At 69.3% G+C, this 15,033-nt stretch carries 13 protein-coding genes; 11 read left to right on the forward strand and 2 right to left on the reverse strand.

Going from position 1 to position 15,033, the window contains the following annotated elements; all coding sequences use genetic code 11:
• Positions 1–105 precede the first annotated feature (105 nt).
• From KUM44_RS42400 to mutM, 8 genes are all read left to right on the forward strand, one after another.
• Positions 106–3,336 (forward strand): helicase-related protein, encoded by a 3,231-nt coding sequence (locus tag KUM44_RS42400; RefSeq protein ID WP_217215088.1) that lies wholly within the window; start codon positions 106–108, stop codon positions 3,334–3,336.
• An 83-nt stretch (positions 3,337–3,419) separates the two neighbouring features.
• Positions 3,420–4,007, forward strand: a complete 588-nt coding sequence (rsmD, locus tag KUM44_RS42405) for a 16S rRNA (guanine(966)-N(2))-methyltransferase RsmD (RefSeq protein WP_217215089.1) — start codon at positions 3,420–3,422, stop codon at positions 4,005–4,007.
• A gap of 26 nt (positions 4,008–4,033) precedes the next feature.
• Positions 4,034–4,513 (forward strand): pantetheine-phosphate adenylyltransferase, encoded by a 480-nt coding sequence (gene coaD, locus KUM44_RS42410; protein WP_217215171.1) that lies wholly within the window; start codon positions 4,034–4,036, stop codon positions 4,511–4,513.
• Positions 4,514–4,571: 58 nt separating this feature from the next.
• On the forward strand, positions 4,572–5,654 hold the full coding sequence (locus KUM44_RS42415; RefSeq protein WP_217215090.1) for an ATP synthase F0 subunit B: 1,083 nt from the start codon (positions 4,572–4,574) through the stop codon (positions 5,652–5,654).
• 240 nt (positions 5,655–5,894) lie between these two features.
• On the forward strand, positions 5,895–6,464 hold the full coding sequence (locus KUM44_RS42420; RefSeq protein WP_254390904.1) for a DUF177 domain-containing protein: 570 nt from the start codon (positions 5,895–5,897) through the stop codon (positions 6,462–6,464).
• 2 nt (positions 6,465–6,466) lie between these two features.
• Positions 6,467–6,640 (forward strand): 50S ribosomal protein L32, encoded by a 174-nt coding sequence (gene rpmF / locus KUM44_RS42425; RefSeq protein WP_003951102.1) that lies wholly within the window; start codon positions 6,467–6,469, stop codon positions 6,638–6,640.
• A gap of 7 nt (positions 6,641–6,647) precedes the next feature.
• Positions 6,648–7,502, forward strand: a complete 855-nt coding sequence (gene rnc / locus KUM44_RS42430; protein WP_217215092.1) for a ribonuclease III — start codon at positions 6,648–6,650, stop codon at positions 7,500–7,502.
• A 97-nt stretch (positions 7,503–7,599) separates the two neighbouring features.
• A complete protein-coding gene (gene mutM, locus KUM44_RS42435) occupies positions 7,600–8,460 on the forward strand; it encodes a bifunctional DNA-formamidopyrimidine glycosylase/DNA-(apurinic or apyrimidinic site) lyase (protein ID WP_217215093.1) in 861 nt (286 codons plus the stop codon).
• Here the strand turns inward: mutM and KUM44_RS42440 are convergent.
• Positions 8,433–8,834 carry a helix-turn-helix domain-containing protein gene (locus KUM44_RS42440; protein WP_217215094.1) on the reverse strand — a complete coding sequence of 134 codons (402 nt, stop codon included), beginning with the start codon at positions 8,832–8,834 and terminating at the stop codon, positions 8,433–8,435. The two genes, mutM and KUM44_RS42440, sit on opposite strands and share 28 nt — an antisense overlap.
• Positions 8,835–8,935: 101 nt before the next feature.
• A complete protein-coding gene (locus KUM44_RS42445; protein WP_217215095.1) occupies positions 8,936–10,081 on the reverse strand; it encodes a CAP domain-containing protein in 1,146 nt (381 codons plus the stop codon).
• Positions 10,082–10,233: 152 nt separating this feature from the next.
• Here KUM44_RS42445 and KUM44_RS42450 point away from each other — a divergent pair, with 152 nt between their 5' ends.
• The 3 genes from KUM44_RS42450 to smc all read left to right on the forward strand — a co-directional run bounded on the left by KUM44_RS42450 (position 10,234) and on the right by smc (position 14,964).
• Positions 10,234–10,515 (forward strand): acylphosphatase, encoded by a 282-nt coding sequence (locus KUM44_RS42450; protein ID WP_217215096.1) that lies wholly within the window; start codon positions 10,234–10,236, stop codon positions 10,513–10,515.
• A gap of 383 nt (positions 10,516–10,898) precedes the next feature.
• A complete protein-coding gene (locus KUM44_RS42455) occupies positions 10,899–11,102 on the forward strand; it encodes a hypothetical protein (protein ID WP_007493378.1) in 204 nt (67 codons plus the stop codon).
• 253 nt (positions 11,103–11,355) lie between these two features.
• Complete coding sequence (gene smc, locus KUM44_RS42460; RefSeq protein WP_217215097.1) at positions 11,356–14,964, forward strand: chromosome segregation protein SMC; 3,609 nt, start codon at positions 11,356–11,358, stop codon at positions 14,962–14,964.
• The last annotated feature ends 69 nt before the right edge of the window (positions 14,965–15,033 follow it).

Below are 15,033 nucleotides of genomic sequence, written 5' to 3' on the forward strand. Positions count from 1 at the left end.
CGCGCCATCCTAGAGCCGAAACGAAACGTCTGACCAGGGGTTTCCGGGACGTTTACCGGGACGGGGGCCGCGACCTCTACGGCATTGTCAGTGCGGTGGTGTGGAATGGATCTCGTGCCCGCACTGGAAGAACCACTGAAGAAAGTGCTCGGCCCTCCCACCGCCAAGGTGATGGCCGAGCACCTCGGCCTGCACACCGTCGGCGACCTCCTGCACCACTACCCGCGCAGATACGAGGAGCGCGGCCAGCTCACACACCTGGCCGACCTCCCCATGGACGAGCACGTGACGGTGGTCGCCATGGTCGCCGACGCCCGCCTGCACACCTTCGCCTCATCGAAGGCCCCCCGCGGCAAGGGCCAGCGCCTCGAAGTCACGATCACGGACGGCAGCGGCCGCCTCCAACTGGTCTTCTTCGGCAACGGCGTTCACAAGCCCCACAAGGAGCTCCTGCCGGGCACCCGGGCGATGTTCGCGGGCAAGGTCTCCGTCTTCAACCGCCGACTGCAACTGGCACACCCGGCGTACGAGTTGCTGCGCGGTGCCGACGACGAGGCGGTGGAGACGGTCGAGACCTGGGCCGGCGCCCTGATCCCGATCTACCCCGCCACCGCCAAACTGGAGTCCTGGAAGATCGGCAAGGCCATCCAGACGGTCCTGCCCAGCGCCCAGGAAGCCGTCGACCCCCTCCCGGACACCCTCCGCGCGGGCCGCGGCCTGGTCACCCTCCCCGAGGCCCTCCTCAAGATCCACCGCCCGCACACCAGGGCCGACATCGACGACGCCCGCTCCCGCCTCAAATGGGACGAGGCCTTCGTCCTCCAGGTAGCCCTGGCCCGCCGCCGCCACGCCGACGCCCAACTTCCCGCGGTGGCCCGCAAACCCAAGCCGGACGGCCTCCTGACGTCCTTCGACGACCGCCTCCCCTTCACCCTCACCGAGGGCCAGCAGAAGGTGTCGAGGGAGATCTTCGACGATCTCGCCACCGAACACCCGATGCACCGGCTGCTCCAGGGCGAGGTCGGATCGGGCAAGGCTCAGCCCCTCGACTCGCTCGTGCTCACACCTGCCGGTTTCCGCCGTATGGGGGACTTGAAGGTGAGGGACGAAGTCGTCGTGCCGGACGGCGGGATCGCCTTGATCGACGGTGTCTTTCCACAAGGAGAGCGTGATGTCTGGCGGCTGGTCCTGTCGGACGGGAGCTCCGTCGAGTGCGACGACGAGCATCTGTGGATCGTCGGCACGAGTTGCGGATGGCATCGTGGCCAGGCTCCCAAGGTCATGACCACTCGGGTGATCCGCCTGGACACATTCGAGGCCAACGGGTCCTCCAAATGGTACCTTCCGGCAGCCACGCCGGTTGATCTCGGTAGCGACTCGGGATTGCCTCTCGATCCGTATCTGTTCGGTCTGCTCCTCGGAGACGGCTCATTCCGCCACAACCTGCGTCTGTCCACCATCGACGACGAGATCCGTGACGCTGTGGCGACAACTGTGGCGCCCGAATGCCGACTGGGCCGGGTGAGGGGTTCTCGCTGTGACTTCACGATCCAACTGGCACGGCGGGCCGGAGGAATCCGTAACCCTGTGATCCAAACCCTGCGGGACTTGAACCTGTGGGGCGTGACTTCGCACGGGAAATTCGTTCCCGACGAGTTCAAGAACACTTCGATCAAGAACCGTCTCGCTCTGTTGCAGGGGCTTTTGGACACCGATGGCACCATCGACGCGGACGGCTGGAGCATTTCGCTCCGCTCAGCCTCGCGCAGGCTCGCGGACGACGTCGCCTGGCTGGTGCGTTCGCTCGGCGGCCGGGCGCGTGTTCTGCCGAAGGAAGTCGCCTTCAATGTCTCGGTGGTGCTACCCGACGAATACGCCCCTTTCAGGCTCACCCGTAAGGCAGATCGCGTACGCCCACGGCCCAAATACGACACCTTCCGGCGAGGAATCCGGGGGGTCGAGTACGTGGGGCGAAAGCCGGTCCAGTGCATCAGCGTCGCCCACCCGAGCCATGCCTACATCACCGACAACTTCACGGTGACCCACAACACGATGGTGGCCCTCCGCGCCATGCTCGCCGTAGTCGACGCCGGCGGTCAGGCCGCCATGCTCGCGCCCACCGAAGTCCTGGCCCAGCAGCATCACCGCTCGATCGTCGAGATGATGGGCGAGCTGGCCGAGGGCGGGATGCTGGGCGGCGCCGAGCAGGCCACCAAGGTGGTGCTGCTGACCGGCTCCATGGGCGCGGCCGCCCGCCGTCAGGCCCTGCTCGACCTGGTCACGGCGGACGCCGGGATCGTGATCGGCACGCATGCGCTGATCGAGGACAAGGTGCAGTTCCACGACCTCGGCCTGGTCGTGGTCGACGAGCAGCACCGCTTCGGCGTCGAGCAGCGCGACGCCCTGCGCGGCAAGGGCAAGCAGCCCCCGCACCTGCTGGTCATGACCGCGACCCCCATCCCACGCACGGTCGCCATGACCGTCTTCGGCGACCTGGAGACCTCGGTCCTCGACCAGCTCCCGGCCGGCCGCTCCCCGATCGCCAGCCATGTCGTCCCGGCCGCCGACAAGCCTCACTTCCTGGCCCGCGCCTGGGAGCGGGTGCGAGAAGAGGTCGGCAACGGCCACCAGGCGTACGTCGTCTGCCCCCGCATCGGCGACGAGGAGGACGACCCCAAGAAGGCCGGCAAGAAGAAGTCCGCCGAGGACGAGGCCGAGAAGCGCCCCCCGCTCGCCGTCCTGGAGGTGGCCGACCAACTCGCCAAGGGCCCCCTCCAAGGCCTGAGCGTCGAGGTGCTGCACGGCCGTATGCACCCCGACGACAAGGACGCCGTCATGCGCCGCTTCGCCGCCGGTGAGACCGACGTCCTGGTCGCCACGACGGTCATCGAGGTCGGGGTGAACGTCCCCAACGCCACCGCGATGGTGATCATGGACGCCGACCGCTTCGGTGTCTCCCAGCTCCACCAGCTGCGCGGCCGAGTGGGCCGCGGCTCCGCCCCCGGCCTCTGCCTCCTGGTCACCGAGATGCCGGAGGCCAGCGCGGCCCGCCAGCGCCTCACCGCGGTCGCCTCCACCCTCGACGGCTTCGAACTCTCCCGCATCGACCTGGAACAGCGCCGCGAGGGCGACGTCCTGGGCCAGGCCCAGTCGGGCGCCCGTACTTCGCTGCGGGTCCTCGCCGTGATCGAGGACGAGGAGATCATCGCGGAGGCGAGGGACGAGGCGGCGGCGCTGGTGGCGGCGGATCCGGAGCTGGAGCACCTCCCGGGCCTGCGCACAGCCTTGGACGCCCTCTTGGACGAGGAAAGGGAGCAGTACTTGGAAAAGGGGTGAGGAGGAGCGCCCTTTCAGGGGCGCGGGGAACTGCGCGACCAGCCACACTGATACCTAAAGCCGCCCACAACCAAGGACCACAGATGACCCGCGTGATCGCCGGCGCAGCCGGCGGACGTCGTCTAGCCGTACCACCCGGCACGGGAACCCGACCTACATCGGACCGAGCACGCGAAGGTCTCTTCTCCACCTGGCAGTCGCTCCTGGGCGGCCCGCTGGACGGCGAGCGCGTCCTCGACCTCTACGCCGGTTCAGGAGCCGTCGGCCTGGAGGCCCTCTCCCGCGGCGCCGGCCACACCCTCCTCGTGGAGGCGGACGCAAGAGCCGCCCGCGTGGTCCGCGAGAACGTCAAGAACCTCGGCCTCCCCGGCGCCGAGGTGAGGTCGGGCAAAGCCGAACAGATCATCCAGACCCCGGCACCGACCGAGCCGTACGACCTCGTCTTCCTGGACCCTCCGTACCGAGTCACAGATCACGATCTTCGCGAGATTCTGCTCACACTCCGCTCAGGGGGCTGGCTCGCGCCGGAGGCACTCGTCACCGTGGAGCGCAGCACCAGAGGTGGCGAATTCCGTTGGCCGGACGGTTTCGAAGCGATCCGGGCCCGTCGTTACGGTGAGGGAACGTTTTGGTACGGTCGCGCCGCCTCCACGTGCGAAGACGCACGATGACCGGACTCGAGAGCGAGGGATCACCAGTGCGCCGCGCCGTCTGTCCCGGGTCGTTCGACCCGATCACCAACGGACACCTCGACATCATTTCCCGCGCCTCGAGGCTGTATGACGAGGTCTACGTCGCCGTCATGATCAACAAGGCCAAGAAGGGCCTGTTCGAGGTCGACGAGCGACTCGACCTCATCCGCCAGGTCACGGCCGAGTACGGAAACGTCCGCGTCGAGGCCTTCCACGGCCTCCTCGTCGACTTCTGCAAGCAGCGCGACATCCCGGCCATCGTGAAGGGCCTGCGCGCCGTCAGCGACTTCGACTACGAGCTGCAAATGGCCCAGATGAACAACGGCCTGTCGGGCGTGGAGACCCTCTTCGTCCCGACCAACCCCACCTACAGCTTCCTGTCCTCCTCCCTCGTGAAGGAGGTGGCGACCTGGGGCGGGGACGTCTCCCACCTCGTGCCGCCGGTGGTTCTGGAGGCCCTCAACAAGCGCCTGCGCAAGGACTGATGGGGCTACAGTCGTCCCGTCCGTCTCCATCACAGCTGTAGAGAGTGGCGAGCACACGGTGGACGTGCAGAAGAAGCTCGACGAGATCGTCGCGGCGGTCTCAGGTGCCCGGTCGATGCCCATGTCGGCCTCGTGCGTGGTCAACCGCGCCGAACTGCTCGCGATGCTGGAAGAGGTCCGTGCGGCCCTGCCCGGTTCCCTCGCCCAGGCCCAGGAGCTGATCGGCGGCCGTGAGCAGATGGTCGAGCAGGCCCGCCAGGAGGCCGAGCGGATCATCCAGGGCGCGCACGCCGAGCGCGGCTCCCTGATCTCCGACACCGAGGTCGCCCGCCGCTCCCAGGCCGAGGCCGACCGCATCCTCGCCGAGGCCCGCAAGGAGGCCGAGGACGTCCGTGCGGAGGCCGACGACTACGTCGACTCCAAGCTCGCCAACTTCGAGGTCGTCCTCACCAAGACCCTCGGCTCCGTCGGCCGCGGCCGCGAGAAGCTCCTCGGCACCGGCCCCGGCACCGACGAGAACGGCTACGAGGACGAGGACGCCCCCGAGCGCAGCCACGACCCGGAGACCCTGCGCCGCAGCGCCGACGATTACGTCGACGTCAAGCTCGGCGCCTTCGAGGCGGTCCTGGCCAAGACCCTGGAGGCCGTCGGCCGCGGCCGGCAGAAGCTGCACGGCCGGATCGCCACCGACGACCTCGGCGCCCTCGCCGACGACACCGGCACCGTCCAGCACTCCAGCGACGCCGACTACCTCGCCGACCTCGCCGCGCTCGCGGAGCAGGACACCCCGGCGGCCTCCGCCGAGCAGCCGGCGGCGGCCGTACCGCCACAGCCGCAGTACGACCCGCAGACCGCGCAGCCGGCGTACGGCTACCAGCAGCAGACCGCGGATCCCTACGGCTACCAGCAGCAGTACGGCGGCCAGCAGGACCCGTACGGCTACCAGCAGGCCGACCCCTACGCCTACCAGGGCTACGCCCCCCAGCAGGCCGCCTACGACCCGGGCCAGGACCAGCACCAGGTCCCGCAGCAGGCCGCGCAGGGCAACCAGGGTTACGCGCTCGACGAGACCAGTCTCTTCGACACCGGCATGATCAGCGCGGAGCAGCTGCGGGCCTACGAGCAGGGGCGAGGTCAGTAAGGGACAGCCGGATTGGGCCGTGAGCGGAAGGTCCAGTATCCTGGCTCTTCGGTCGCGTGTACGTCCGCGATCAACGCTGCCCTGGATACCGAGGTAGGTCACCCTACTGGTATCTGGTCAGTGACCATCTGAGCTCAGCAGATCGAAAGCAGGAACGGCGTGACAGCCCGCCTCGACCACCGCAACCCTCTCGTGTTCGACACGCACGAGCTGGGCCGGCGGCCCGGTGCGCTACAGCGCATGACCCGCACGGTCGACGCCCCGAAGGACCTCGGTCTCAAGGACGTCATCGGAGTGCCGGAAGGCGCCCCGGTGGAGCTCGAACTCCGACTCGAGTCGGTCATGGAAGGTGTGCTTGTCACAGGCACCGGCCGTGCACAGGCCGAGGGGGAGTGCGTAAGGTGTCTGGAGCCGCTTCAGCTCGACGTCGAAGCGGAATTCCAGGAGATGTTCTCGTACCCTGACGCCGACGATCGGGGCCGTCACCCTCACGGTGCGGAACCCGGCGACGACGCCGAGGACGACGAGGACAGGCTCTTTCTCGAGGACGGCTTGTTCGACCTCGAATCCGTGCTGCGTGATGCGGTGGTGCTCGCACTGCCGATGCAGCCGGTGTGCCAGGAAGACTGCCCGGGACTGTGCGCCGAGTGCGGTGCGCGCCTTGCGGACGACCCGGACCACCACCATGACGCCGTCGACATTCGTTGGGCGGCATTGCAGGGACTCGCCGGTTCACTCGAAGACGGCGAGAAGGACGAGATGAGCGGCGCTGACGCGGAAGCGGGCGTCGACGAGAAGCAGGAGAAGTAGCCGTGGCTGTTCCGAAGCGGAAGATGTCGCGCAGCAACACGCGCCACCGCCGGTCGCAGTGGAAGGCTGCGGTCCCCACCCTGGTTGCGTGCGAGCGCTGCCACGAGCCCAAGCAGCAGCACATCGCGTGCCCGTCTTGTGGCACCTACAACAAGCGCCAGGTCCTCGAGGTCTGAGCGGCTGGTGAGAGGCACTGTGTCCACTGCCAAGAAGGCGGAAGACGCCATGGCGGACCCACACGCCCGTAAGAAGGCGGACAACCAGGCCTCGTCCCACACGCTGTTGGAAGGGCGGCTCGGGTACAAGCTCGAGTCCGCCCTTCTGGTGCGTGCACTGACCCACCGGTCGTACGCATACGAGAACGGCGGCCTGCCCACCAACGAGCGCCTGGAGTTCCTCGGGGACTCCGTCCTCGGCCTCGTTGTCACGGACACGCTGTACCGCACCCACCCCGACCTGCCCGAAGGCCAGCTGGCCAAGTTGCGGGCCGCGGTGGTCAACTCGCGTGCGCTGGCGGAGGTCGGCCGTGGGCTCGACCTGGGCTCCTTCATCCGGCTCGGCCGCGGTGAAGAGGGCACGGGCGGCCGGGACAAGGCATCGATCCTCGCCGACACCCTGGAAGCGGTGATCGGCGCGGTCTATCTCGACCAGGGCCTGGACTCGGCGGCGGAGCTGGTGCACCGCCTGTTCGACCCGCTGATCGAGAAGTCCTCGAACCTCGGAGCCGGCCTGGACTGGAAGACGTCCCTCCAGGAGCTCACCGCGACCGAAGGCCTCGGCGTCCCCGAGTACCTGGTCACGGAGACCGGCCCCGACCACGAGAAGACCTTCACTGCTGCCGCCCGCGTCGGAGGCGTCTCGTACGGCACCGGCACCGGCCGCAGCAAGAAGGAGGCGGAGCAGCAGGCCGCGGAATCCGCGTGGCGGTCCATCCGGGCCGCGGCGGACGAGCGCGCCAAGAAGGCGAAGGCGGCAGCGGATGCCGCCGAGCCGGATCCGGCTGAGCCGGACGCCGACACGTCGTCGGCCTCCGCCTGACCGAACAGAGCGATCCGAGCGCCCGTACCCCGCCGTGGGGCGGGCGCTCGGTCCATTCAGTGGCCCGACGGGCCCACGCAGGTGGACGGGGGATCCCATGCCCGAGTTGCCCGAGGTCGAGGTCGTACGGCGGGGCCTGGAGCGGTGGGTCGCCCATCGCACGGTCGCCGACGCCGAGGTGCTGCACCCGCGTGCCGTACGCCGTCACCTCGCCGGCGCGGACGACTTCGCGCACCGCCTCAAGGGCCACCGCATCGGCACGCCCAGCCGCCGCGGCAAGTACCTGTGGCTGCCCCTCGAGGACACGCACCAGTCGATCCTCGCCCACCTCGGGATGAGCGGTCAGCTGCTGGTCCAGCCGCAGAACGCCCCCGACGAGAAGCACCTCAGGATCCGGGTCCGGTTCGCGGACGCCCTCGGCACCGAGCTGCGGTTCGTCGACCAACGCACCTTCGGCGGCCTGTCGTTGCACGACAACACCGCCGACGGACTGCCCGACGTCATCGCGCACATCGCCCGCGACCCCCTGGACCCGCTCTTCGACGACGAGGCCTTCCACCGGGCCCTGCGCCGCAAGCGCACCACCATCAAACGGGCCCTGCTCGACCAGTCGTTGATCAGCGGCGTCGGCAACATCTACGCGGACGAGGCCCTGTGGCGCACCCGCCTCCACTACGACCGCCCGACCGCGACCTTCACGCGTCCGCGCAGCCTCGAACTCCTGGGCCACGTAAGGGACGTGATGAACGCGGCCCTCGCGGTGGGCGGCACCAGCTTCGACAGCCTGTACGTCAACGTCAATGGCGAGTCGGGCTACTTCGACCGGTCGCTCGACGCCTACGGCCGTGAGGGACTGCCCTGCAAGCGGTGCGGTACGCCGATGCGCAGGCGGGCCTGGATGAACCGGTCCAGCTACTTCTGCCCGAAGTGTCAGAGGGCGCCGCGCGTCTCGTCGTAGCGCCGGCGTGCGTCGAGCACGCCGTCCATCTGGCCCTCCACGAAGTGGATGAGGCTCAGCAACCGCTCGGCGACCCCGCGTCCGAGCGGCGTCAGCTCGTAGTCGACCCTCGGCGGATTGGTCGGCTGGGCCTCGCGGTGCACCAGGCCGTCCCGCTCCAGGGCGTGCAGCGTCTGGGACAGCATCTTCTCGCTGACGCCGTCGACGCGGCGGCGCAGCTCGTTGAAGCGCAGCGAGCCCTCGTACAGGGCGCCGAGCGTGAGTCCGCCCCAGCGGCCCGTGACGTGCTCCAGCGTGCCGCGCGAGGGACAGGCCTTGGCGAACACGTTGTACGGGAGGTCCTGCGCCTCCGTGCGCGCGTGCTTGGTGTCCATTCCTTAAGCGTACTCCAACGCAGCGCTGACGCTGAGTTTGCGCTAACTTCCAGTTAGCTTTCGCTGAAATGAACGCGGGGACGGGTACGAGATCAGTACCGTCAGTACCCGAAGTCCTGCGTCCACCAGGGTCCGCCCGCGCCGAAGTGCACGCCGACTCCCAGGGTCTTGAAGTCGCAGTTCAGGATGTTGGCCTTGTGGCCCGGGCTGTTCATCCAGGCGTCCATCACCGCGGCCGCGTCGGCCTGGCCGCGGGCTATGTTCTCGCCGCCGAGGTCGGTGATGCCGGCCTTCGCGGCGCGGTCCCACGGGGACGCCCCGCTCGGGTCGGTGTGGTCGAAGAAGCCCCGCGCGGCCATGTCCTCGCTGAAGTCCTGGGCCAGGTCCGTGAGCGAGCTGTTGGCGGCGACCGCGCCGCAGCCGACCTGCGCGCGCTCCTGGTTGACCAGCTGGAGCACCTCGGCCGCGGCGGCGGCCTGGGCGGACATCTCCACAGGGGCGCCGGTCTGCTCGCGCTCCGGTTCCCTCTCCTTCTCCGGCGCCTTCGTGGCCGTACGGGAAGGAGTCTCCTTCGGCTTCTTGCTGGGTGTGGCCGACGGCTTCTTCGACGGGGTCTTCGTCGGCGCGGCCGAGGACGTCGACGGGGCCGGAGAGGCGGGCCGCTCGGCGTCACGGCTGGTCGAGGAGCCGTTGTCCTGGCTGTCGGCGTCGCCGGACGTGCCGCCCTGCTCGGTGGGGACGTTGGTCGGGGTGTCGGCGGCCTGCACCTTGTCCGCGCCGCTGCCGCCGCCGAGCTGGTAGTTGTCGATGCCGGGCACCACGCCCGCGGCGACCGCGACCGTGCCCAGGGCGACCGCTGCGGAGACGCCGAGCAGCCCGGTCTTCACCGGCGCCACAGCCTTCTTCTTGCGTCGGCGGTGCGAGCCGCCCCCGGGACGCCCGGAGCCGGCGCTGGGCGTGAAGCCGTCACTGCGGAAGGCGGCGGTCTCCTCGTCCGGGAACGTCGTGGTGCCGGTGATCCGGTCGTAGTCGTCGTCCGAGGCGAACAGATAGGCGTCGCTCTTCGCGTAGGCCTCGGCGTACGCCTCCGGGTTCAGATAGGGCGCGATGCCCATCGTCGGGCGGTCGCCGCCGGACGAGTCCAGTGGGCTGCCGTGGCCCTCCGTGAAAGAGCCGTCCGTATGTGTGACCCCCGCGGCGCGGCCCGTGGCGGCGCGGCCGGCGGCGGAGCGTCGGTGGCGTCCCATGTCCTGGCCTTCCTCGTCCCTGCGGTCTCAAGATCCCCACAGAACTCACTCGATCGTGTGAGTTTCATATGGGGTTCATTGGGTGGGGACGGTACCCCATGGCGCCAGGGGAGGAAGTGCCCGGAGGGACATTGGCCCGTTAGGTTGCAGTCATGAGCGAGGATGTACGGCTGGTCGCCTGGGTGCGTGGACGTGTCCAAGGTGTGGGTTTCCGCTGGTTCACGCGGGCCAAGGCGCTCGAGATCGGTGGCCTGAGTGGTTTTGCTCTCAATTTGGCCGACGGTCGGGTCCAGGTGGTCGCGGAGGGCTCGCGAGAAGGCTGTGAAGGGCTCCTCGGTTGGCTCGAGGGCGACGACACGCCCGGGCGGGTGGACGGCGTCACCGAGATCTGGGACACACCTCGTGGGGGTTACGACGGCTTCGCCATCCGCTGAGCCGTATCTGTAAACAGGCCCTGGCGCAAGCGGAGGGACCTGCCACCGGCAACTGCCCCGAGCAGAAATGAGCAGGTGGTTGCCAAGAAGCGCACGTGGTGGCAGGCTCCGCACTCAAGGATGATCGCCACGCCCCGAGGGCCCCGCAGGAGTCGCCGCGCAGCCGTATTCCGGCCGTGTGCCACCGGGTTCGCCCGCCAATACGGGGCGTGATCGTGTTGACCGTCAAACTTTTTGGTGAGACGCTGAAAGCCCCGCGCACCTTCGCTGTTTGGCGTGGCTGAACGGCAGCACAACTCCAGGCCTGCCAAGCAACCGCGGGTGCGAATCCCTCACGACCCACACCGCTTCGGTCGGTCACTCAGTGTGGAGGACCATCCATCATGGCAAAGGCGCTTCTCGGTTACGTCGGCGGCTCCGACCCTCGACTCCTCGCCGAGATGCGACGGCTCCAGCAGCGCGTCCAGGACCTGGAATCCGAGCTCGGACGGATCCAGGCCGAGAACGACGCTCTGCAGGCTGCCGCTTCTCACGACAGGATCATGGAGAGCATCGACGCACACCAGGCGGAGCCTGCGCTCACCTGATCACTGCATCGCTCCACAACAGCACAAGCAGTGGTTGGGCAGCCCGTATCCCACCGCTAAGTAGTTGTCAGGCGACTGCTGTGTCAGCCGTCAGAAGTTGCAAGGGACGCTTCGGCGTCCCTTCTCTCTTGCCCCCGGCTTACTGCCCCGCGCATCCTTTCACCCTCTTTAACGTCTGGTGTGCCCTGCGCGTTCATCGGTGAAACCGTGGGTTCATGGAGTGACATCCGGGCGGAAGGTAGAGTCCAGCGGCGTGCACCTCAAGGCCCTGACCCTCCGTGGGTTCAAGTCGTTCGCCTCGGCGACCACGCTCCGGTTCGAGCCGGGCATCACGTGTGTCGTCGGTCCGAACGGCTCGGGCAAGTCCAATGTCGTGGACGCGCTCAGCTGGGTCATGGGCGAGCAGGGCGCCAAGTCGCTGCGCGGCGGCAAGATGGAGGACGTCATCTTCGCCGGCACCACCGGCCGTCCGCCACTTGGCCGAGCCGAGGTTTCGCTGACCATCGACAACTCCGATGGCGCACTGCCCATCGAGTACGCCGAGGTCACCATCACGCGGATCATGTTCCGCAACGGCGGCAGCGAGTACCAGATCAACGGCGACACCTGCCGCCTCCTCGACATCCAGGAACTCCTCTCCGACTCCGGCATCGGCCGCGAGATGCACGTCATCGTCGGCCAGGGCCAGCTCGACTCCGTCCTGCACGCCGACCCCATGGGCCGCCGCGCCTTCATCGAGGAGGCCGCGGGCGTCCTCAAGCACCGCAAGCGCAAGGAGAAGGCCCTCAGGAAACTGGACGCGATGCAGGCCAACCTCGCGCGCGTGCAGGACCTGACGGACGAGTTGCGCCGACAGCTCAAGCCGCTCGGCCGCCAGGCGGCGGTGGCGCGCCGGGCCGCCGTCATCCAGGCCGATCTGCGCGACGCGCGGCTCCGCCTGCTCGCCGACGACCTCGTACGGCTCCGGGAGGCGCTCCAGGCCGAGGTCGCCGACGAGGCCGCGCTGAAGGAGCGCAAGGAGGCCGCCGAGCAGGAGCTGAAGAAGGCGCTCCAGCGCGAGGCGCTCCTGGAGGACGAGGTACGGCAGCTCACACCGCGCCTTCAGCGAGCCCAGCAGACCTGGTACGAGCTGTCGCAGCTCGCCGAGCGGGTGCGGGGCACGATCTCGCTGGCCGACGCGCGCGTGAAGAGCGCGACGTCCGCGCCGCCGGAGGAGCGCCGGGGCCGCGACCCCGAGGACATGGAGCGCGAGGCCGCCCGCATCCGCGAGCAGGAGGCCGAACTCGAAGCGGCCCTGGAGGCGGCCGAGCGCGCCCTGGAGGACACGGTCGCCCACCGCGCCGAACTGGAACGGGAGCTCACGCAGGAGGAACGGCGCCTCAAGGACGTCGCCCGCGCCATCGCCGACCGCCGCGAGGGCCTCGCCCGGCTGAACGGCCAGGTCAACGCAGCCCGTTCACGCGCGGCCTCCGCCCAGGCCGAGATCGACCGCCTGGCCGCCGCCCGGGACGAGGCCCAGGAGCGGGCCTTCTCCGCGCAGGAGGAGTACGAGGCCCTGAAGGCCGAGGTCGACGGCTTGGACGCGGGCGACGCGGAGCTCGGCGAGCAGCACGAGGAGGCGAAGCGGCAGCTGGCGCAGGCGGAGGCCGCCCTGACGGCAGCCCGCGAGGCAGCCACCGCGGCCGAGCGCAAGCGTGCCGCCACCCAGGCACGGCACGAGGCGCTGGCGCTGGGCCTGCGCCGAAAGGACGGCACCGGGATACTGCTCGGCGCGAAAGACCGTCTCACCGGGTTGTTGGGCCCGGCCGCGGAACTGCTGACGGTGACACCTGGCTACGAGGTCCCACTGGCGGCGGCTTTCGGGGCGGCGGCGGACGCAATCGCGGTGACGTCAGCGTCGTCGGCGGCGGAGGCGATCAGGCTGCTGCGCAAGCAGGACGGCGGCCGGGCATCGCTGCTGCTGGCGGGTGCGCCGGAGGTGCCCCGCGGGGGCGCTGGGCTGTATCAATCTGCGGCTCCGTCGCGGGGCGCGCCCAGCCACGACGAACCCGCAGACGCCGGACAACCTCACGCGGCAGATTTCGTCCGCGGTCCTTCCGAGCTCATGCCCGCAGTACGACGCCTCCTCCACGGCATCGTCGTCGTCCCCACCCTCGAAGACGCCGAGGAACTCGTCTACGCCCACCCCCACCTCACCGCGGTCACCGCCGAAGGCGACCTCCTGAGCGCCCACTTCGCCCACGGCGGCTCCGCAGGCGCCCCGAGCCTCCTCGAAGTACAGGCCTCCGTGGACGAAGCCGCCGCCGAACTGGAAGAGCTGGCAGTGCGCTGCGAGGAGCTGGCCGAGTCCCAGCACGCGGCAACAGAGCGGCGCAAGGAGTGCGCAGGGCTCGTCGAGGAGCTGGGGGAGCGGCGCCGCGCCGCCGACCGGGAGAAATCCGCGGTCGCCCAGCAGCTCGGCCGGCTCGCAGGCCAGGCGAGGGGCGCGGCCGGCGAGGCGGAGCGCTCCGTGGCCGCCGCCGCGCGGGCCCAGGACGCCCTCGACAAGGCTCTCCAGGAGGTCGAGGAGCTGGCCGAGCGGCTTGCCGTCGCCGAGGAGATGCCGGTCGAGGAGGAGCCCGACACGTCGGTACGGGACCGTCTCGCCGCCGACGGCGCCAACGCCCGCCAGACCGAGATGGAGGCCCGCCTCCAGGTCCGTACGCACGAAGAACGCGTCAAGGGACTCGCAGGCCGCGCCGACTCCCTCGACCGCGCCGCCCGAGCGGAGCGAGACGCACGCGCGCGTGCCGAGCAGCGGCGGGCCCGGCTGCGGCACGAGGCGGCCGTCGCCGAAGCCGTCGCCTCCGGCACCCGGCAGCTGCTCGCGCACGTCGAGGTCTCCCTGGCCCGTGCCGACGAGGAACGCACCGCTGCCGAGGCAGCCAAGGCGCGGCGCGAGCAGGAACTCACCGTCGCCCGCGGCCAGGGCCGCGACCTCAAGGCGGAACTGGACAAGCTGACCGACTCCGTGCACCGCGGCGAGGTACTCGGCGCCGAGAAGCGGATGCGGATCGAGCAGCTGGAGAACAAGGCGCTGGAGGAACTGGGCGTGGAGCCCGCCGGGCTCGTCTCCGAGTACGGCCCCCACCAGCTCGTACCGCCGTCCCTGGCCGCCGAGGGCGAGCAGCTCCCGGAGGACCCCGAGCACCCCCGCAACCAGCCCAGGCCGTTCGTGCGAGCCGAGCAGGAGAAGCGGCTCAAGGCGGCCGAGCGGGCCTACCAACAGCTCGGCAAGGTCAACCCGCTCGCCCTCGAGGAGTTCGCGGCGCTGGAGGAACGGCACAAGTTCCTCAGCGAGCAGCTCGAAGACCTGAAGAAGACCCGCGCGGACCTGCTCCAGGTCGTCAAGGAGGTCGACGAACGCGTCGAGCAGGTCTTCACCGAGGCGTACCGGGACACGGCCCGGGAGTTCGAGGGCGTCTTCAGCCGGCTGTTCCCCGGGGGCGAGGGGCGGCTGATCCTGACCGATCCCGACAACATGCTCACCACGGGTGTCGACGTCGAGGCACGTCCCCCCGGCAAGAAGGTCAAGCGGCTGAGCCTGCTCTCCGGTGGCGAGCGGTCGCTGACCGCCGTCGCGCTGCTCGTGTCGATCTTCAAGGCCCGCCCGAGCCCGTTCTACGTCATGGACGAGGTCGAGGCCGCCCTTGACGACACCAACCTCCAGCGGCTGATCCGCATCATGCAGGAGCTTCAGGAGGCCTCGCAGCTGATCGTGATCACGCACCAGAAGCGCACGATGGAGGTCGCCGACGCGCTGTACGGCGTCTCCATGCAGGGCGACGGTGTGTCGAAGGTCATCAGCCAGCGACTTCGCTGACCCGGTTCCATTTCTTCAAGAAATGAACACACGTCACCCCATCGCGTCTTCAAGCTCACAGCTCCCCGT

This window comes from Streptomyces sp. AC550_RSS872, from assembly GCF_019049285.1.
Taxonomy (GTDB): domain Bacteria; phylum Actinomycetota; class Actinomycetes; order Streptomycetales; family Streptomycetaceae; genus Streptomyces.